Genomic DNA, 14,927 nt, shown 5'->3' on the forward strand with positions numbered 1-14,927 from the left:
CGGCGCGCGTCCGGGGAGCGCACCGGCCGGCGCGCCGCCACGGTCGTCGCGGCGTCACGCAATATTTCACATTTCCGCACCGCTGGAGAATCGTATGTCAATGGCAGACCGCGACGGCAAGATCTGGATGGATGGCAAACTCATCGACTGGCGCGATGCGAAGATCCACGTCCTCACCCACACGCTGCACTACGGAATGGGCGTTTTCGAAGGCGTGCGCGCGTACCGCACGGCGGACGGCGGCACGTCGATCTTCCGGCTGCGCGAGCACACGAAGCGGCTGCTGAACTCCGCGAAGATCTTCCAGATGGACGTCCCGTTCGACCACGCCACGCTCGCCGCCGCGCAATGCGAAGTGGTGCGCGAGAACAAGCTCGAATCGTGCTATCTGCGCCCGATCATCTGGGTCGGCTCCGAGAAGCTCGGCGTGTCGGCGAAGGGCAATACGATCCACGTCGCGATCGCCGCCTGGCCGTGGGGCGCCTATCTCGGCGAAGACGGCCTCGCGAAGGGCATCCGCGTGAAGACCTCGTCGTTCACGCGCCATCACGTGAACGTCTCGATGGTCCGCGCGAAGGCGTCGGGCTGGTACGTGAACTCGATCCTCGCCAACCAGGAAGCCACCGCGGACGGCTACGACGAAGCGCTCCTGCTCGACGTCGACGGCTACGTGTCCGAAGGCTCCGGCGAAAACTTCTTCCTCGTCAACAACGGCAAGCTGTACACGCCGGACCTGTCGTCGTGCCTCGACGGCATCACGCGCGACACGGTGATCACGCTCGCGAAGGACGCCGGCATCGAAGTGATCGAGAAGCGCATCACGCGCGACGAGGTCTACACGGCCGACGAAGCGTTCTTCACCGGCACCGCGGCCGAAGTCACGCCGATCCGCGAGCTCGACAACCGCACGATCGGCTCCGGCGCACGCGGCCCGATCACCGGGAAGCTGCAAAGCGGGTTCTTCGACATCGTGAACGGCAAGAGCGAAAAGTACGCGCACTGGCTGACCCGGGTCTGAGCACACGAACGCATCCGATCGCGGACGCGCCCGGGCGCGTCCGCCGCGAGTCTCCCACGAGAAAGCCCCATGAGCGAAATCAAGGAAATGCCGCTGGTCGAACTGTCCGCGAAAGACCTGCCGGCCTACTGCCCGAACCCGTCGATGACGCGCTGGAACGCGCATCCGCGCGTGTTCCTCGACATCACGCACGGCGAAGCGCGCTGCCCGTACTGCGGCACGCGCTACAAGCTGCGCGACGGCGAGGTGCCGCGAGGCCACTGACCGCACCGCGCGGCTTTCACGCGTGGCCGTGCCGCCGCCCGCGCGCCGCGCCGGCAGCCCGGCTGCGCGCCGCGCACGCCCGCTCCCATTCACCCCCGAACGCGGCACGCCTGCGCGCGCCGCGCGTTCCCACGACTCCGGAATCCCACCCTGATGCGTCGCGCGTTGGTTATCGCACCGAACTGGATCGGTGACGCATTGATGGCGCAGCCGCTGTTTTCGCGCCTCGTCAAACTGCATCCGCGCATCGTGATCGATGCGGTCGCGCCCACGTGGGTCGCGCCCGTGCTCGAACGCATGCCCGAAATCCGCGACGTCTACGCAACCGACCTCGCGCACGGCAAGCTGCAGTTCCTGCGCCGCTGGCAACTGGCGAGCGATCTGCGCGAAGTCGGCTACGACGTCGCGTACGTGCTGCCGAACTCGCTGAAATCCGCGCTGATTCCCTGGCTGGCCGGCATCGGGCTGCGCATCGGCTACACCGGCGAGAATCGCTACGGTCTGCTCAACGTGCGCCACGCGAATCCGCGCAAGGACGCCCGGCCGCCGATGGCCGGCCACTACGCGGCGCTCGCGTACGCGCCGGGCGCACGGGCACCCGACGACCTGCCGGCGCCGCGCCTCGACGCCGATCCGAACGAGGCGATGCGGGTGTCGGCGCGCTTCAATCTGGACACGCGCGTGCCGCTGCTGGTGTTCTGCCCCGGCGCCGAATACGGGCCGGCCAAGCGCTGGCCGCCCGAGCATTTCGCCGCGCTCGCGCAGATCGTCGGCCAGTCGTTCCCGTATGCGCAGATCGTCGCGCTCGGCGGCCCGAAAGACGCGCCGCTCGCGCAGGCGATCGCCGAGCGCGCGCCGAACGTGCGCAACCTGTGCGGCCAGACCGCGCTCGGCGAGGCCTGCGCGCTGATCTCGCGGGCGAGCGCCGTCGTCACCAACGATTCGGGCCTGATGCACGTCGCCGCCGCGCTGCGGCGCCCGCTCGTCGCGGTGTACGGCTCGACGGATCCGCGCCACACGCCGCCCTTGTCGGAGCTCGCAAAGGTACAATGGCTGCATCTCGAATGTAGCCCCTGTTTCGAGCGCGAATGTCCGCTCGGTCATCTGAACTGTCTGCGGCAGCTGAGCGCCGAACAGGTGTTCGGCGACCTGCGCGGCATGCTGCTCGCACAGCGTTGAGCCGTCCGACGTCCGCCCGCCGCGCGGCGCGCCTGCCGCACGGTTTCATCCCCGTGCCTTGCGGCGCGGGCATCCTCGGGGCGGTTGCGCCGGCTGCCGTCCCGCAACCGCGTCCGCCGCACACCAGAGACTGACGAGCCATGCCACGTTTTGCCCACATCTTCGAAGCCGCCGCGGATACGCTGAACGCCTACTACCAGGCGATCGCGGAAATCAACATCGACAGCTTGATGGGCCTGTGGATCGACGAGGACTTCGCGAGCTGCATCTGCGCGGACGGCGCGCATCTGCACGGTCTCGACGCGATTCGCGCGGGCCTCTCGGTCCAGCTCGAAACGAATCCGGTGTCGATCGAGCCGGTCGACATCCGCGTGTACGACAGTCTCGGCACGGTCGTCTATGCGATCGCCGAAGCGCACCGCCCGGTCGACCCCGCGGCCACGCCCACCATGGTCTTCGCCACCTACGTGCTCGTGCACGAGCGCGGCGAATGGCGGATCGCGCATATCCACGCGAGTGCGATGCCGAACGAAGCCGCGAACCAGTTCGCGGCGAAAATGCGTCATGGGCAGGGAGCGCTGCACTGACCCGGGCACCGGGTCTGGCCGCCGGGTCTGTCCACCTGAGTCTTTGCGGACCGCTGCAATGAACACGCCGCCGACCGATACGCCGGATACCCCGGAAACCCCGGACGCCGCCCCGCTCCACCCCGCGCGCACCGCGCACCCGAAGGCGCGCGCCGAACTGCGCTACGAGGCGCCGCTATGGCTGCCGAACCGCCACGCGCAAACCATCGTCCCCGCGCTGTTCGCGCGCCTGCCGGCGGTCGCCTACCGGCGCGAGCGCTGGGATACGCCTGACGGCGATTTCATCGAACTCGACTGGCTCGTCCACGATCCGGCCGCGGGCGCGCCGGCACCCGGCCGCCCGCTGCTCGTGCTGTTTCACGGTCTCGAGGGCAGTTCCGCGTCGCACTATGCGCGCGCGCTGATGGCGGCGGCGCGGACGCATGGCTGGCACGGCGTCGTGCCGCACTTTCGCAGTTGCAGCGGCCCGCTGAACCTGCTGCCGCGCTTCTACCATCTCGCCGACAGCGCCGAGGTCGACTGGGTGCTGCGGCGGCTGCGCCGCACGCATGCCGGGCCGCTCGTCGCGGCGGGCGTGTCGCTGGGCGGCAACGTGCTGCTGCGCTGGCTGGGCGAGCGGCGCGAGGACGCCGCCTTCGTCGATGCGGCCGCGGCCATCTCGGCCCCGCTCGACGTCCATGCGGGCGGGCGCGCGCTGTCGCAGGGCTTCGGCAGGATCTACACGCGCAGCTTCCTGAAGACGTTAAAGACAAAGGCGATGCACAAGCTCGATCAGTATCCGGGGCTGTTCGACCGGCAGGCGATGCTCGCGAGCCGGACGATGTACGCGTTCGACAACGTCGTCACCGCGCCGCTGCACGGCTTTCGCGACACCGACGACTACTGGACGCGCGCGACGACCCGGCCGCTGCTGCCGCAGATCACGGTGCCCACGCTCGTGCTCAATGCGCGCAACGACCCGTTCCTGCCGGGCGCGGTGCTGCCGTCGCGCGGCGACGTCTCGCCCGCGGTCGAACTCGACCAGCCACGGCACGGCGGCCACGTCGGCTTCATGACCGGACCGTTCCCGGGGCAGATCGACTGGCTGTCGCGGCGCGTGCTCACCTTCCTTGCCCCGTTTGCCGATCATGGATGACATCGTTCGCGACGCGCTCGCCAAATGGCCCAACGTCCCGCATTGCACCGGCTGGCTGATGCTCGACCGCCGCGGCAACTGGCGCATGCGCGATGAAGCCGCGCAGGCGCGCGGCGCGGCCGGCGAGCCGATCCGCCATGTGGCGCTGCTCGGCTTCATCAACCGCAATTACGAGGCGGACGCGCGCGGTCAATGGTTCTTCCAGAACGGGCCGCAGCGCGTATATATCGAACTCGGCTATACGCCGTGGGTCGTCCGGCTCGCCGCCCAGGACGACGGCGCGCTCGCGCTGACCGATCACGCGGGCCACCCGTTTGCGCCGGCTGCGGCATGGCTCGACGACGAGGGCAACGTGCTGTTCGCGGATGACGCCACGCCGCCGCGCATCGCGGTGCTGCACGATCACGATCTCGACCTGCTCGCGACGCACGCCGAATTTGCCGACGACGGCCGCAGCGGCACGCTGCGCTGGCGCGCGGACTGTGCGCTGCCGATCGGGCCGATCGCGCGCGCCGACGTCGCCGCGCGCTTTGGCTTCGTCACGAGTCCCGCACAGGAAGCCGCGCGCGGGACGGACTGAGCGGCCGGTGCGGGGGCGCATCGCGTGCGAAGCACGCGGCGGTGCGCTGCTATGATAGGCGCCCTCTACAGGAGTCTCGCGATGCCCGAACTCACCCATTTCGACGCCACCGGCCACGCGCACATGGTGGACGTGGGCGGCAAACAGGAAACCCGGCGGATCGCGGTCGCACGCGGATCGATCCGGATGCGGCCGGACACTTTTGCGCTGATTCGCGACGGCGGCGCGAAAAAGGGCGACGTGATCGGCGTCGCGCGCATTGCGGCGATCCAGGGGGCGAAGCGCACCGCGGATCTGATTCCGCTGTGCCACCCGCTAGCGCTCACACGCGTGAAAATCGATTTCGAACTCGACGAGCAGCTTCCGGGCGTCCACTGCACCGCGCAGGTCGAAACGTTCGGGCGCACCGGCGTCGAGATGGAAGCGTTGACCGCCGTGCAGGTCGGCCTTCTGACCGTCTACGACATGTGCAAGGCGGTGGACCGGGGGATGGTCATCACCGATGTGAGGGTGCTTGAAAAGCATGGCGGGAAGTCGGGGGATTGGGTGGCGGCGTGAACCGCGCGTGACGCGCGGCACGGCGGCATCCCTCTGCTGCTCGGCTGCTCTGCTGCTCTGCCGCTTCGCTACTCCGCTGCTCCGCCGCCCGGCCGCCCCGCCGCGCGGACAGGCCCGCACCGGTGACGCCACACGTGACCGGCATGCTGCCGGGCCTCAGCCGTCGCTGTCGTCGTCCCCCTGATCGCGCTCCGGCGGCGGCGTGCCGTACTTCTTGACGAGCGCCGCCTTGAAGCTTCCCAGTGTCTTTTGCTCGTCGCACAGATCGTACAGATCGGCGAGCTGGGTCGGCCAGTCCTTGAGTTCCGTGGCAAAGATCCGCAGGCGCTCGACCGTGTCAAACGCCGCTTGCGTGTCGCCGTCGAGCGCCTGCAGCACCGCATAGCGGCGCAGCACCGTCTCGCCGGGCAGCAGCGCGATGGCCTGCTTGTGCATGGCGAGCTTGTAGCCGAGGTCCGCCGTGTTCATCGGCAGCAGCGTGGCCATCCCGTACTCGCCCCACGCGCCGAACAGGAACGACGGATCGGCACGGTACTGCTCGGCCGGGCTCGAACCGTAATACAGCACCTCGGCGCGGTTGTAGTCGCGGAAGACCGGATACAGCACCGCCAGGCCGAAAAACACGATCAGCGAATACAGTCCGAACGACACGCGGCCCGGCACCCACCGCAGCGCGCGCGTATCGAGCAGACCGAACACGAACATCGCGGGCAGCAGGAAGAACATGTATTGCTGCGGATACTCGACGAGCGCGTGCATCGTCAGGACTCCGATCAGCGTGACCGCATAGATGCGCGCCGGCGTGTGCGGCACCCGCAGCGCGCGCACGAACCACGCGACGAGACCCGTCACGACGATGCCGAAGCCGAGCAGGCCGGTCTTGCCAAGCAGGTCGATCAGCACGTCGTGCGAGTTGTTGGCGATCTCCACGCCGCCGAGCGCGCGCACGAGGTCGAACTGGTAACGCGGAAACTCGCCCCAGCCGACCCCGAGCAGCGGGTGCATCGTGAACATCGTCCAGCCGTATTTCCACAGCGCGAGCCGCGGCGCGATCTGGCCCGCGTCGTGGAAACGCTCGGCGGCCGATTCGTCGAGCTGGAAGTGAAAATGCTGATTGGCCCAGCGCACTACCGCGTTGACGGAGAAGAACAGCACGACGAGCACCACCGGGATCAGCCATTCGCGGTGGCTGCGGCGCAGGGCCGGGTTGCGGCGGAACTCGGCAAACGCCATCCAGAAACCCGCCACGAAAATCACTGCCATCTGCAGCCAGGGTCCGCGCGAGACGGTCAGCGCGAGGCCTGCCGCGTAGACGATCGACAGCGCCGCCCACGCGAGCAGATGCAGGCGGCGCGTCTGCACGAGGTAGAGGGCGCTCGCCATCGCGAACGCGATGTACGTGGCCAGGTGATTGGCCTGCGCCATGTTGCCGAACGGCCGGCGATACACGGTGACGTTGTACGCGACGACCAGCGGCGAAAACTTCGCCTCCAGATGCAGCAGTTGCACGACCTGGCAGAACACCGCAAAGAGCCCGCCCACGATCAGCGCGCAGGCGGCCCAGCGCAGCGTCGTTTCGGTCAGCTTCGCGCGCGAAAACGCGAAGCCCGTGTGCGTCGCCATGAACGCGGCCAGCAGGTAGCCGCTGCCCAGCCAGTTCATCGACGGCTGCGCGACCGGCAGCACGAACGTCTGTGCAACCAGCCACAGGCCGAACAGCAGCGGCACGAGCGCGACGACGGGGGTGCCGAACGCAACCGGCGGGCGCGCGGTCGACACCATCAGAACGACCGCCGCGCTCGTCAGCACATACAGCGACAACGCAGTGAATTCCGCATAAAACGTCGGAATCGGATATGTGTGGTCGACCACCGCGTAGGGCAGAATCAACGCACAGGCGAGCAAAAGCAGAGACAGATATCGCGTGAATGGGGAAGGCATGAGTAACCGGAGGGCGTCAGCAACCGGCGCACTATACAAAAAATTCTCCGCGCTGTGCGCCGCACAAGTCCGAAAGTGCCAGAAAAGCGCCGATTGCCGCGTTGTGCCGCTCCGGTGATCTTCCATCTTGCTTACGCGCGGCACTCCGGCGGCGCGAGGTTCGCGGGCAACGTGGCAGCCTCCGCGGGCGTCGGCCCCGCACCTGGCGCGGGCAGCGACGACGCGCTCTTGCCGTTCGCAAAGCATTCCCACGTCAACGTGCCAGGCTGCGCGGCCCCTTGCGCGAGCGCGACGCGGGCGGTGGGCGAATCGGCGTTGTCGGGCACCGACGGCACGAGCACCAGCGTGTTCTTGCCCGCCGCCGCCACACGGGTGGTGAACGTGATCGCGATCTGGCCGTTGCCGTCGTCGATATGGATGGACTCGACATTGCGTGTGGCGGGCGGCGACGTATAGCCCCCGCCGAACGCGTTGCCGCTCGCCGCGTTCTCGGCAACCGCGAGACGCGCGGACGACGCAAGCGAGATCCCCTCGCCGACCCGGCTGCGCGCGAGGTAATCCTGATACGCGGGGATCGCATACGCAGCGATCACGCCGACGATCGCGAGCACGATCATCAGTTCGATCAGCGTAAAGCCGAACGCGCGCAGGCATTGCGTCAGGCGCGCGCCCCAGCGCAGCCGCCGCGGCGGCATGGGCGCGCGCGCGGGGCCGCCCGGCGGGCGGGCAGGAAAGGGCATGGGCGGCCGGACAGCGATGGACAGATTCATGAGCAGACTCCTGATACGAAAAGCGCCTGCCCCGGGAATCAGGACAGGCGCTTCGATCGTATCCAGCGAGGCCGCGCACTGGCAGTCGGCCGGATGGCCGGCGCCCGACGCCGTGCTCAGCCGGCGACGCGCTGGCGATTGCGGTGCCTGAACCACGCACCGGCGATCACGACGAACAGCGCGCCGGCCACGCTCATGCCGTACTCGGCATACGGCGTATCGAGAATCGGCCAGCGATCGCCGGCCGGGTCGTTGACGATCAGGCCGCCCGCGATCCAGCCGAGCAGCGCCGCGCCGAGCGTAATCACCACCGGGAACCGGTCCAGCAGCTTCAGGACGAGCTGACTGCCCCAGATGATCAGCGGAATGCTCACGACGAGGCCGAAGATCACGAGCGCGAGACGGTGCTGCGGATCGGCCGCCTCGGCGGCGCCGGCGATCGCGATGACGTTGTCGAGGCTCATCACGGCGTCGGCGACGATGATGGTCCGGATCGCCGCCATCAGCTTCGCGGCGGGCTTGATCTGCTCGTGCGGATCGTGCGCCGGCGCCATCAGGCGCACGCCGATCCACAGCAGCAACAGCCCGCCGGCGAACTTCAGCAGCGGCACGTCGAGCAGCATGACCGCGAACGCAATCAGCACCACACGCAGCGCGATGGCGCCGGCGGTTCCCCACAGCACGCCGCGCGTGCGCTGTGCGGGCGGCAGGTTGCGGCATGCGAGCGCGATCACGACCGCGTTATCGCCGCCCAGCAGGATGTCGATCACAATGATCTGGAGGACGGCGCCCCAGTGAAGCGTGGCGAGGAATTCGAGCATGGACGGAAAGGCGCGGCCAGCCCGCTTATCCGGCGCGAAGCCAAATAAAAAGCGGGGAAGCGCTCGAGCGCTTCCCCGCTGGGAGACTGCCCGCTTACGAAAGGTGATCGTAAGCGTAACAGAAATCGGCGGCGCCAGCCGCCCTGTTACATCTCGTGTGCCGGCTTACAGCACCGACTTCAGCAGACGGCCCATTTCCGACGGGTTCTTCGTGACCTTGATGCCGCACGCGTCCATGATTTCGAGCTTGGCTTCGGCCGTGTCGGCACCGCCCGAGATCAGCGCGCCGGCGTGGCCCATGCGCTTGCCCGGAGGCGCGGTGACGCCCGCGATGAAGCCGACCACCGGCTTCTTCATGTTGTCCTTGATCCAGTACGCGGCGTTCGCCTCGTCCGGACCGCCGATTTCGCCGATCATGATGACGGCGTCCGTTTCCGGATCGTCGTTGAACATCTTCATCACGTCGATGTGCTTCAGGCCGTTGATCGGGTCGCCGCCGATGCCGACCGCCGACGACTGGCCGAGGCCGAGCGCCGTCAGCTGGCCGACCGCTTCGTACGTCAGCGTGCCCGAACGCGACACGACGCCGATGCGGCCCTTCTTGTGGATATGGCCCGGCATGATGCCGATCTTCAGTTCGTCCGGCGTGATCGTGCCCGGGCAGTTCGGTCCGAGCAGCAGCGTCTTGCGGTTTTCGCGGCGCATGCGGTCCTTCACTTCGATCATGTCGCGCACCGGAATGCCTTCCGTGATGCAGATGACGAGATCGAGGTCGGCCTCGACGGCTTCCCAGATTGCGGCGGCCGCGCCTGCCGGCGGCACGTAGATGACCGACACGTTCGCACCCGTTTCCGCCTTCGCTTCCGACACGCTCGCGTAGATCGGAATGCCTTCGAAGTCTTCGCCGGCACGCTTCGGGTTCACGCCCGCGACGTACGCTTCGCGGCCGTTGGCGTATTCACGGCAGGCACGCGTGTGGAACTGGCCGGTCTTGCCGGTAATGCCCTGCGTGATGACTTTGGTGTCTTTGTTGATCAGAATCGACATGTAATGACCTCTGTTCGTTTGGCGTCGCGCCGGTGCGCCGGCAGGCGAAACACCGCTCGCCCGCGTCGCTCGCGCGCCGCCATGCGTAATCCTGGTTGACCGTCCCGGACCGGCTTACGCCTTGCCCGCGGCAGCCGCGACGACCTTCTGCGCAGCTTCTTCCATGCTGTCCGCCGAGATGATCGGCAGACCGGATTCGGCCAGCATCTTCTTGCCGAGGTCTTCGTTCGTGCCCTTCATGCGCACGACGAGCGGCACCTTCAGCGAGACGGCCTTCGACGCCGCGATCACGCCTTCCGCGATCACGTCGCAGCGCATGATGCCGCCGAAGATGTTCACGAGGATTGCCTTCAGATCCGGATTCTTCAGCATGATCTTGAACGCTTCGGTGACCTTCTCGGTCGTCGCGCCGCCGCCGACGTCGAGGAAGTTCGCCGGCTCGCCGCCGAACAGCTTGATGGTGTCCATCGTCGCCATGGCGAGGCCCGCGCCGTTCACGAGACAGCCGATGTCGCCGTCGAGCGAGATGTACGCGAGATCGAACTTCGACGCTTCGACTTCAGCCGGATCTTCTTCGTCCAGATCGCGGTACGCGACGATTTCCGGGTGGCGGAACAGCGCGTTCGAATCGAAGTTGAACTTCGCGTCGAGCGCGATCACCTTGCCGTCGCCGGTCAGGATCAGCGGGTTGATTTCGGCGAGCGATGCATCGGTTTCCCAGAACGCCTTGTACAGACCCTGCAGGATCGCGCGCGCTTGCGGGATCGACGCGTCCGGCACGCCGATCTTCTTCGCGAGCGCGTCCGCTTCGGCGTCTTTCAGGCCGACGGCCGGATCGACGGCGACCTTGTGGATCGCGTCCGGGGTCTTTTCGGCGACTTCCTCGATGTCCATGCCGCCTTCGCTCGACGCCATCACGACGACCTTCTGCGACACGCGGTCGATCACGAGGCCGACGTACAGTTCCTTCTTGATGTCGGCGCCTTCTTCGATCAGCAGGCGGTTCACCTTCTGGCCTTCCGGACCGGTCTGGTGCGTGACGAGCTGCATGCCGAGGATCTGGTTCGCGTACTCGCGCACCTGTTCGAGCGACTTGGCCACCTTCACGCCGCCGCCCTTGCCGCGACCGCCTGCGTGGATCTGGGCCTTGACGACCCACACCGGACCGCCCAGCTCCTCGGCGGCCTTGACCGCGTCGTCCACCGAGAACACCGGCTTGCCGCGCGGTACCGCGACGCCGAATTTCCGCAGGATTTCCTTACCCTGGTACTCGTGAATCTTCATGCGTGATTCCCTTCAGTCTGAGAGTTGGATAGAACTTCGTTTCCGCTGCTGCCGCTCAACCGGGCGCTGCCGTTACTGTCTCGCGTCCGCTCGCCGGCCGCGTTCGCGGCTTGCGCGGACCCCGCGGATTCCGGCGCGCGGCCGAACCAGCGCGGGTAGAACTGGCGCACCACTTCGCCGTCGAATCGCAGCGCGTGGCAGCGACCCAGCTGGAAAGGCGGTTTTGCGTTCGAGTCTGCGTCGCTGCCTGCGCCGTCCGTTCCCTGCGCCCCGCGCGACGACTGGCCGGCGGTGTTCCAGACGTCGCCAGCGAAGGCCTGGATGGCGGCAGTGGGCAGGATTGCGCAGAGCTCCGTGAGGTGCGTGCAGCCTGCGGTGCCGGCCAGCAAACGGGCAGCGTCGCGACGGAAGTTCTGGAACAGGTTGAGCCCGATGAGGGCCCGATAGGCGGGGTTACTGGCTTCACATCGACCGGGATAGGGCACCCAGTCGGACGACGCCTGCGCGTCGACAACGTTGAGCTTGCGATCGATCGTGATGCGGAGCCAGAGTTCATGGATCGGCTGACCGTTGGGCCGGACGCCCGACGCAAGCGCCACGTCGCGTGGCTTTTGGTCGGTCAGGCAGGCCTCGATGTCCCACAAACCGTCTTCGCGCTCATAGGCCTCCGCTCGGATCGCGCGGCGATGGCGCAATTGACGGGGAACTGGCGGGGCGAGCGGCATGCGGAAGGAAAGGCCAGATTGGAAAACCACTGGAGTTTAGCATACTGGGTATTTGAGACAGTCTGGATTGTGCACAGCACCAAGCCGGTGCGCGGGGCCGGTTCGCCGGCTATTCGCCGCTCCATTCGTCGTCGATACCCTTCAGAATCTTGCCGATGATGGCAGTGGAAAAGCCGCGCGCGGCCAGAAACCGGGCCTGCCGGGCCCGCTCGGCCGGGGTGTCGGGTAGCGTGCCGTATTTCTTTTGCCAGACGGCCCGCGCACGTTCCAGTTCGGTTTCGCGGAGCTGGGCGCTGGCCTCTTCGATCAGCGCGGTACCGACCGCGTGGCGCTTCAGTTCGCTGACGATGCGGCCCGCGCCGAGGCGCGCCGCGCGCCGGTGAATCAGGCTTTCCGCAAAGCGCGTGTCGGACAGCCAGCCCTCCTTCTCCAGCGAATCGAGCAGGCCTTCGAGCGCGTCTGCCGCGTCGACATAGGGAACCAGCTTGCGCGACAACTCCGCGCGGCTGTATTCGCGCCGCGACAGATAGCCAAGCGCGCGTGCCTTCAGCGAGCGCCCTTGCGTCTTGTCCGTGCGATCGGGGCGGGCACGGCGCTGATCCGACGAGCGGGTATATGCGACTTCCGCCTCGCGCGGGTGAGCGGCTCGCAGGATCGCGTGGGGGTCGGGCGGCTTCCCCGCAGCAGACGCCGAAGCCTGATCGTGGGCTTCGAATGCTTCGTGGGCTTCGTGGGCTTCGAGCGCCTCGAATGCTTCGAACGTTTCGAACCGGTCGGCCGCGCCTGGCGGTGTTTGCGCCGAGGGTCTGCCCGTCGGCGCCGCGGATTGAGACGCACGCCCGGGGTCGGTGCCCCTGGGACCCCGACCTCCGGTTTCGCTGCGCGGGCCGCCCGCATCTCGCATCCCGGCGGCGGGGGGGCCCTTGCGTATCACAGCGTGCTTACTCCTCTTCGCTCTCGATTTCCGCGTTCGAGTTGGCACCCGCGCCGGCTGGCAACTCGGCCATTGCATTCACCCCCAGCGATTCGCGAATGCGATTCTCGATTTCGCGGGCAATTTCGGGATTCTCGCGCAGGAATTCGCGTGCGTTGTCCTTGCCCTGACCGATGCGTTCGCCGTTGTAGCTGTACCAGGCGCCGGCCTTGTCGACGATCTTGGCCTGCACGCCGAGGTCGATGATTTCGCCCTGGCGTGAAATGCCTTCACCGTACAGGATGTCGAAGATCGCTTCGCGGAACGGTGGCGACACCTTGTTCTTGACGACCTTCACGCGCGTTTCGTTGCCGATCACCTCGTCGTTCTTCTTGATCGAGCCGATGCGGCGGATGTCGAGACGCACCGACGCGTAAAACTTCAGCGCATTGCCGCCGGTGGTGGTTTCCGGGTTGCCGAACATGACGCCGATCTTCATGCGGATCTGGTTGATGAAGATGACGAGGCAGTTGGTGCGCTTGATCGTGCCGGTGAGCTTGCGCAGCGCCTGCGACATCAGACGGGCTTGCAGGCCCGGCAGCGAGTCGCCCATTTCGCCTTCGATTTCGGCCTTCGGCACCAGCGCCGCGACCGAGTCGATCACGATCATGTCGATGGAGCCCGAGCGCACCAGCGCGTCGGCAATTTCCAGCGCCTGCTCGCCGGTGTCCGGCTGCGACACCAGCAGGTCGGACACGCTCACGCCCAGCTTGGCCGCGTATTGAATGTCGAGCGCGTGCTCCGCGTCGATGAACGCCGCGGTGCCGCCGAGCTTCTGCATTTCCGCGATGACCTGCAGCGTGAGCGTGGTTTTGCCGGACGACTCCGGCCCGTAGATTTCGACCACGCGGCCGCGCGGCAAGCCGCCGACGCCTAGCGCGATGTCGAGGCCGAGCGACCCGGTCGATACGACCTGGATGTCTTCGACCGCCTCACCCGCGCCGAGCCGCATGACCGATCCTTTGCCGAACTGTTTTTCGATCTGCGCGAGCGCGGCGGCCAGCGCCTTGCTCTTCTCAGCAGTCAGTCCAGCCGAGCCTTTCTTGCTTTCTTCCATGAATCGTCCTTTGCTATGATGAACGGCGTCTGAGGCAGACGTGCAGCCCATTTTGCGTGGACAGCACACTAAACGCAGACACTGTATAAAAAAACAGTAGTTTTGGCAAGCACGTTTCTCGCGCGTTTCTCTCGTTGCGCCAGCCGCGCCGTGCAAAACTACCGGCGACACATTCTGGAGACCGCCGCGCGCCGGGTGCCTGAACGGCGCCGGCGAGAGCGTTCTGGCGCATCATGCGAATTCTCATTGCCGAAGATGACAGCATACTCGCGGATGGTCTGGTCCGATCACTCCGCCAATCGGCCTATGCGGTCGATCATGTGAAAAGCGGCGTCGAGGCCGACACCGCGCTGTCCACCCAGAGCTTCGACCTGCTGATTCTCGATCTCGGCCTGCCCCGCATGTCCGGGCTCGAAGTGCTGCGGCGCCTGCGCGCGCGCAATTCGAACCTGCCGGTGCTGATCCTCACGGCGGCGGACAGCGTCGACGAACGCGTGAAGGGGCTCGACCTCGGCGCCGACGATTACATGGCCAAGCCGTTCGCGCTCAACGAGCTGGAGGCGCGCGTGCGCGCGCTCACGCGGCGCGCGGCCGGCGGCGGCGCGACGGTGGTGCGGCACGGCTCGCTGTCGTTCGACCAGGTCGGCCGGATCGCGTCGATCAACGACCAGGTGATCGACCTGTCGGCACGCGAGCTGGGGCTGCTCGAAGTGCTGCTGCAGCGCATCGGGCGGCTCGTGTCGAAGGAGCAGCTGGTCGATCACCTGTGTGAGTGGGGCGAGGAGGTCAGCAACAACGCGATCGAGGTCTACGTGCACCGGCTGCGCAAGAAGATCGAGCCGAGCGGCGTGCGCATCGTTACCGTGCGCGGGCTCGGCTACTGCCTCGAAAAGACGCCGCCGCAGACCCCGCCGGCCCCGGTGGCCCCGCCGGCCGCGTCCTCCGGGCTGGGCGCGGGGCCGCCGTCCGCGCCGTCCAGATAGGCACG

16 protein-coding genes are annotated in these 14,927 nt (G+C 67.2%); 8 read left to right on the plus strand and 8 right to left on the minus strand.

Annotated elements, in window-relative coordinates; genetic code table 11:
- Positions 1-94 precede the first annotated feature (94 nt).
- From AC3AP7_RS13595 to moaC, 7 genes are all read left to right on the plus strand, one after another.
- Positions 95-1,018 (plus strand): branched-chain amino acid transaminase, encoded by a 924-nt coding sequence (locus tag AC3AP7_RS13595; protein WP_475762152.1) that lies wholly within the window; start codon positions 95-97, stop codon positions 1,016-1,018.
- A 69-nt stretch (positions 1,019-1,087) separates the two neighbouring features.
- Positions 1,088-1,282: a zinc-finger domain-containing protein gene (locus AC3AP7_RS13600; protein WP_475762150.1), complete on the plus strand. Its 195-nt coding sequence runs from the start codon at positions 1,088-1,090 to the stop codon at positions 1,280-1,282.
- Positions 1,283-1,435: 153 nt separating this feature from the next.
- Positions 1,436-2,461 carry a lipopolysaccharide heptosyltransferase II gene (waaF, locus tag AC3AP7_RS13605; protein WP_475762148.1) on the plus strand — a complete coding sequence of 342 codons (1,026 nt, stop codon included), beginning with the start codon at positions 1,436-1,438 and terminating at the stop codon, positions 2,459-2,461.
- A gap of 140 nt (positions 2,462-2,601) precedes the next feature.
- On the plus strand, positions 2,602-3,048 hold the full coding sequence (locus AC3AP7_RS13610; protein WP_475762146.1) for a nuclear transport factor 2 family protein: 447 nt from the start codon (positions 2,602-2,604) through the stop codon (positions 3,046-3,048).
- 58 nt (positions 3,049-3,106) lie between these two features.
- Positions 3,107-4,183, plus strand: a complete 1,077-nt coding sequence (locus AC3AP7_RS13615; RefSeq protein WP_475762144.1) for a hydrolase — start codon at positions 3,107-3,109, stop codon at positions 4,181-4,183.
- Positions 4,176-4,763 carry a DUF2946 family protein gene (locus AC3AP7_RS13620; RefSeq protein ID WP_475762142.1) on the plus strand — a complete coding sequence of 196 codons (588 nt, stop codon included), beginning with the start codon at positions 4,176-4,178 and terminating at the stop codon, positions 4,761-4,763. The genes AC3AP7_RS13615 and AC3AP7_RS13620 overlap by 8 nt, the downstream gene beginning before the upstream one ends.
- 81 nt (positions 4,764-4,844) lie before the next feature.
- Positions 4,845-5,321: a cyclic pyranopterin monophosphate synthase MoaC gene (moaC, locus tag AC3AP7_RS13625; protein ID WP_475762140.1), complete on the plus strand. Its 477-nt coding sequence runs from the start codon at positions 4,845-4,847 to the stop codon at positions 5,319-5,321.
- A 156-nt stretch (positions 5,322-5,477) separates the two neighbouring features.
- On the opposite strand, the gene AC3AP7_RS13630 is transcribed toward moaC, so the two are convergent.
- The 8 genes from AC3AP7_RS13630 to recA form a co-directional block, all read right to left on the minus strand.
- Positions 5,478-7,262: a PglL family O-oligosaccharyltransferase gene (locus AC3AP7_RS13630; RefSeq protein WP_475762138.1), complete on the minus strand. Its 1,785-nt coding sequence runs from the start codon at positions 7,260-7,262 to the stop codon at positions 5,478-5,480.
- A gap of 131 nt (positions 7,263-7,393) precedes the next feature.
- Positions 7,394-7,957 carry a pilin gene (locus tag AC3AP7_RS13635; protein WP_475767931.1) on the minus strand — a complete coding sequence of 188 codons (564 nt, stop codon included), beginning with the start codon at positions 7,955-7,957 and terminating at the stop codon, positions 7,394-7,396.
- Positions 7,958-8,148: 191 nt separating this feature from the next.
- Complete coding sequence (locus AC3AP7_RS13640) at positions 8,149-8,853, minus strand: TerC family protein (RefSeq protein ID WP_475762136.1); 705 nt, start codon at positions 8,851-8,853, stop codon at positions 8,149-8,151.
- 165 nt (positions 8,854-9,018) lie between these two features.
- Positions 9,019-9,900: a succinate--CoA ligase subunit alpha gene (gene sucD / locus AC3AP7_RS13645; protein ID WP_475762134.1), complete on the minus strand. Its 882-nt coding sequence runs from the start codon at positions 9,898-9,900 to the stop codon at positions 9,019-9,021.
- Positions 9,901-10,014: 114 nt separating this feature from the next.
- Positions 10,015-11,184: an ADP-forming succinate--CoA ligase subunit beta gene (gene sucC, locus AC3AP7_RS13650; protein WP_475762132.1), complete on the minus strand. Its 1,170-nt coding sequence runs from the start codon at positions 11,182-11,184 to the stop codon at positions 10,015-10,017.
- Positions 11,181-11,909, minus strand: a complete 729-nt coding sequence (locus AC3AP7_RS13655; RefSeq protein WP_475762130.1) for a DUF2889 domain-containing protein — start codon at positions 11,907-11,909, stop codon at positions 11,181-11,183. Before AC3AP7_RS13655 ends, sucC begins: the two co-directional genes overlap by 4 nt.
- 109 nt (positions 11,910-12,018) lie before the next feature.
- Positions 12,019-12,813, minus strand: coding sequence for a recombination regulator RecX (gene recX, locus AC3AP7_RS13660; RefSeq protein WP_475767929.1), 795 nt, complete (start codon positions 12,811-12,813; stop codon positions 12,019-12,021).
- Positions 12,814-12,850: 37 nt separating this feature from the next.
- A complete protein-coding gene (gene recA, locus AC3AP7_RS13665) occupies positions 12,851-13,939 on the minus strand; it encodes a recombinase RecA (protein ID WP_475762128.1) in 1,089 nt (362 codons plus the stop codon).
- Positions 13,940-14,172: 233 nt separating this feature from the next.
- Here recA and AC3AP7_RS13670 point away from each other — a divergent pair, with 233 nt between their 5' ends.
- On the plus strand, positions 14,173-14,922 hold the full coding sequence (locus tag AC3AP7_RS13670) for a response regulator (RefSeq protein WP_475762126.1): 750 nt from the start codon (positions 14,173-14,175) through the stop codon (positions 14,920-14,922).
- The last annotated feature ends 5 nt before the right edge of the window (positions 14,923-14,927 follow it).

This window comes from Paraburkholderia sp. PAMB 6770 (assembly GCF_057748135.1).

Excerpts from the sequence above, each read along its gene's own strand:
- AC3AP7_RS13595 (WP_475762152.1), top strand. The coding sequence starts at position 95 with ATGTCAATGGCAGACCGCGACGGCAAGATCTGGATGGATGGCAAACTC.
- AC3AP7_RS13600 (WP_475762150.1), top strand. The coding sequence starts at position 1,088 with ATGAGCGAAATCAAGGAAATGCCGCTGGTCGAACTGTCCGCGAAAGAC.
- waaF (WP_475762148.1), top strand. The coding sequence starts at position 1,436 with ATGCGTCGCGCGTTGGTTATCGCACCGAACTGGATCGGTGACGCATTG.
- AC3AP7_RS13610 (WP_475762146.1), top strand. The coding sequence starts at position 2,602 with ATGCCACGTTTTGCCCACATCTTCGAAGCCGCCGCGGATACGCTGAAC.
- AC3AP7_RS13615 (WP_475762144.1), top strand. The coding sequence starts at position 3,107 with ATGAACACGCCGCCGACCGATACGCCGGATACCCCGGAAACCCCGGAC.
- AC3AP7_RS13620 (WP_475762142.1), top strand. The coding sequence starts at position 4,176 with ATGGATGACATCGTTCGCGACGCGCTCGCCAAATGGCCCAACGTCCCG.
- moaC (WP_475762140.1), top strand. The coding sequence starts at position 4,845 with ATGCCCGAACTCACCCATTTCGACGCCACCGGCCACGCGCACATGGTG.
- AC3AP7_RS13630 (WP_475762138.1), bottom strand. The coding sequence starts at position 7,262 with ATGCCTTCCCCATTCACGCGATATCTGTCTCTGCTTTTGCTCGCCTGT.
- AC3AP7_RS13635 (WP_475767931.1), bottom strand. The coding sequence starts at position 7,957 with ATGCCGCCGCGGCGGCTGCGCTGGGGCGCGCGCCTGACGCAATGCCTG.
- AC3AP7_RS13640 (WP_475762136.1), bottom strand. The coding sequence starts at position 8,853 with ATGCTCGAATTCCTCGCCACGCTTCACTGGGGCGCCGTCCTCCAGATC.
- sucD (WP_475762134.1), bottom strand. The coding sequence starts at position 9,900 with ATGTCGATTCTGATCAACAAAGACACCAAAGTCATCACGCAGGGCATT.
- sucC (WP_475762132.1), bottom strand. The coding sequence starts at position 11,184 with ATGAAGATTCACGAGTACCAGGGTAAGGAAATCCTGCGGAAATTCGGC.
- AC3AP7_RS13655 (WP_475762130.1), bottom strand. The coding sequence starts at position 11,909 with ATGCCGCTCGCCCCGCCAGTTCCCCGTCAATTGCGCCATCGCCGCGCG.
- recX (WP_475767929.1), bottom strand. The coding sequence starts at position 12,813 with ATGCGAGATGCGGGCGGCCCGCGCAGCGAAACCGGAGGTCGGGGTCCC.
- recA (WP_475762128.1), bottom strand. The coding sequence starts at position 13,939 with ATGGAAGAAAGCAAGAAAGGCTCGGCTGGACTGACTGCTGAGAAGAGC.
- AC3AP7_RS13670 (WP_475762126.1), top strand. The coding sequence starts at position 14,173 with ATGCGAATTCTCATTGCCGAAGATGACAGCATACTCGCGGATGGTCTG.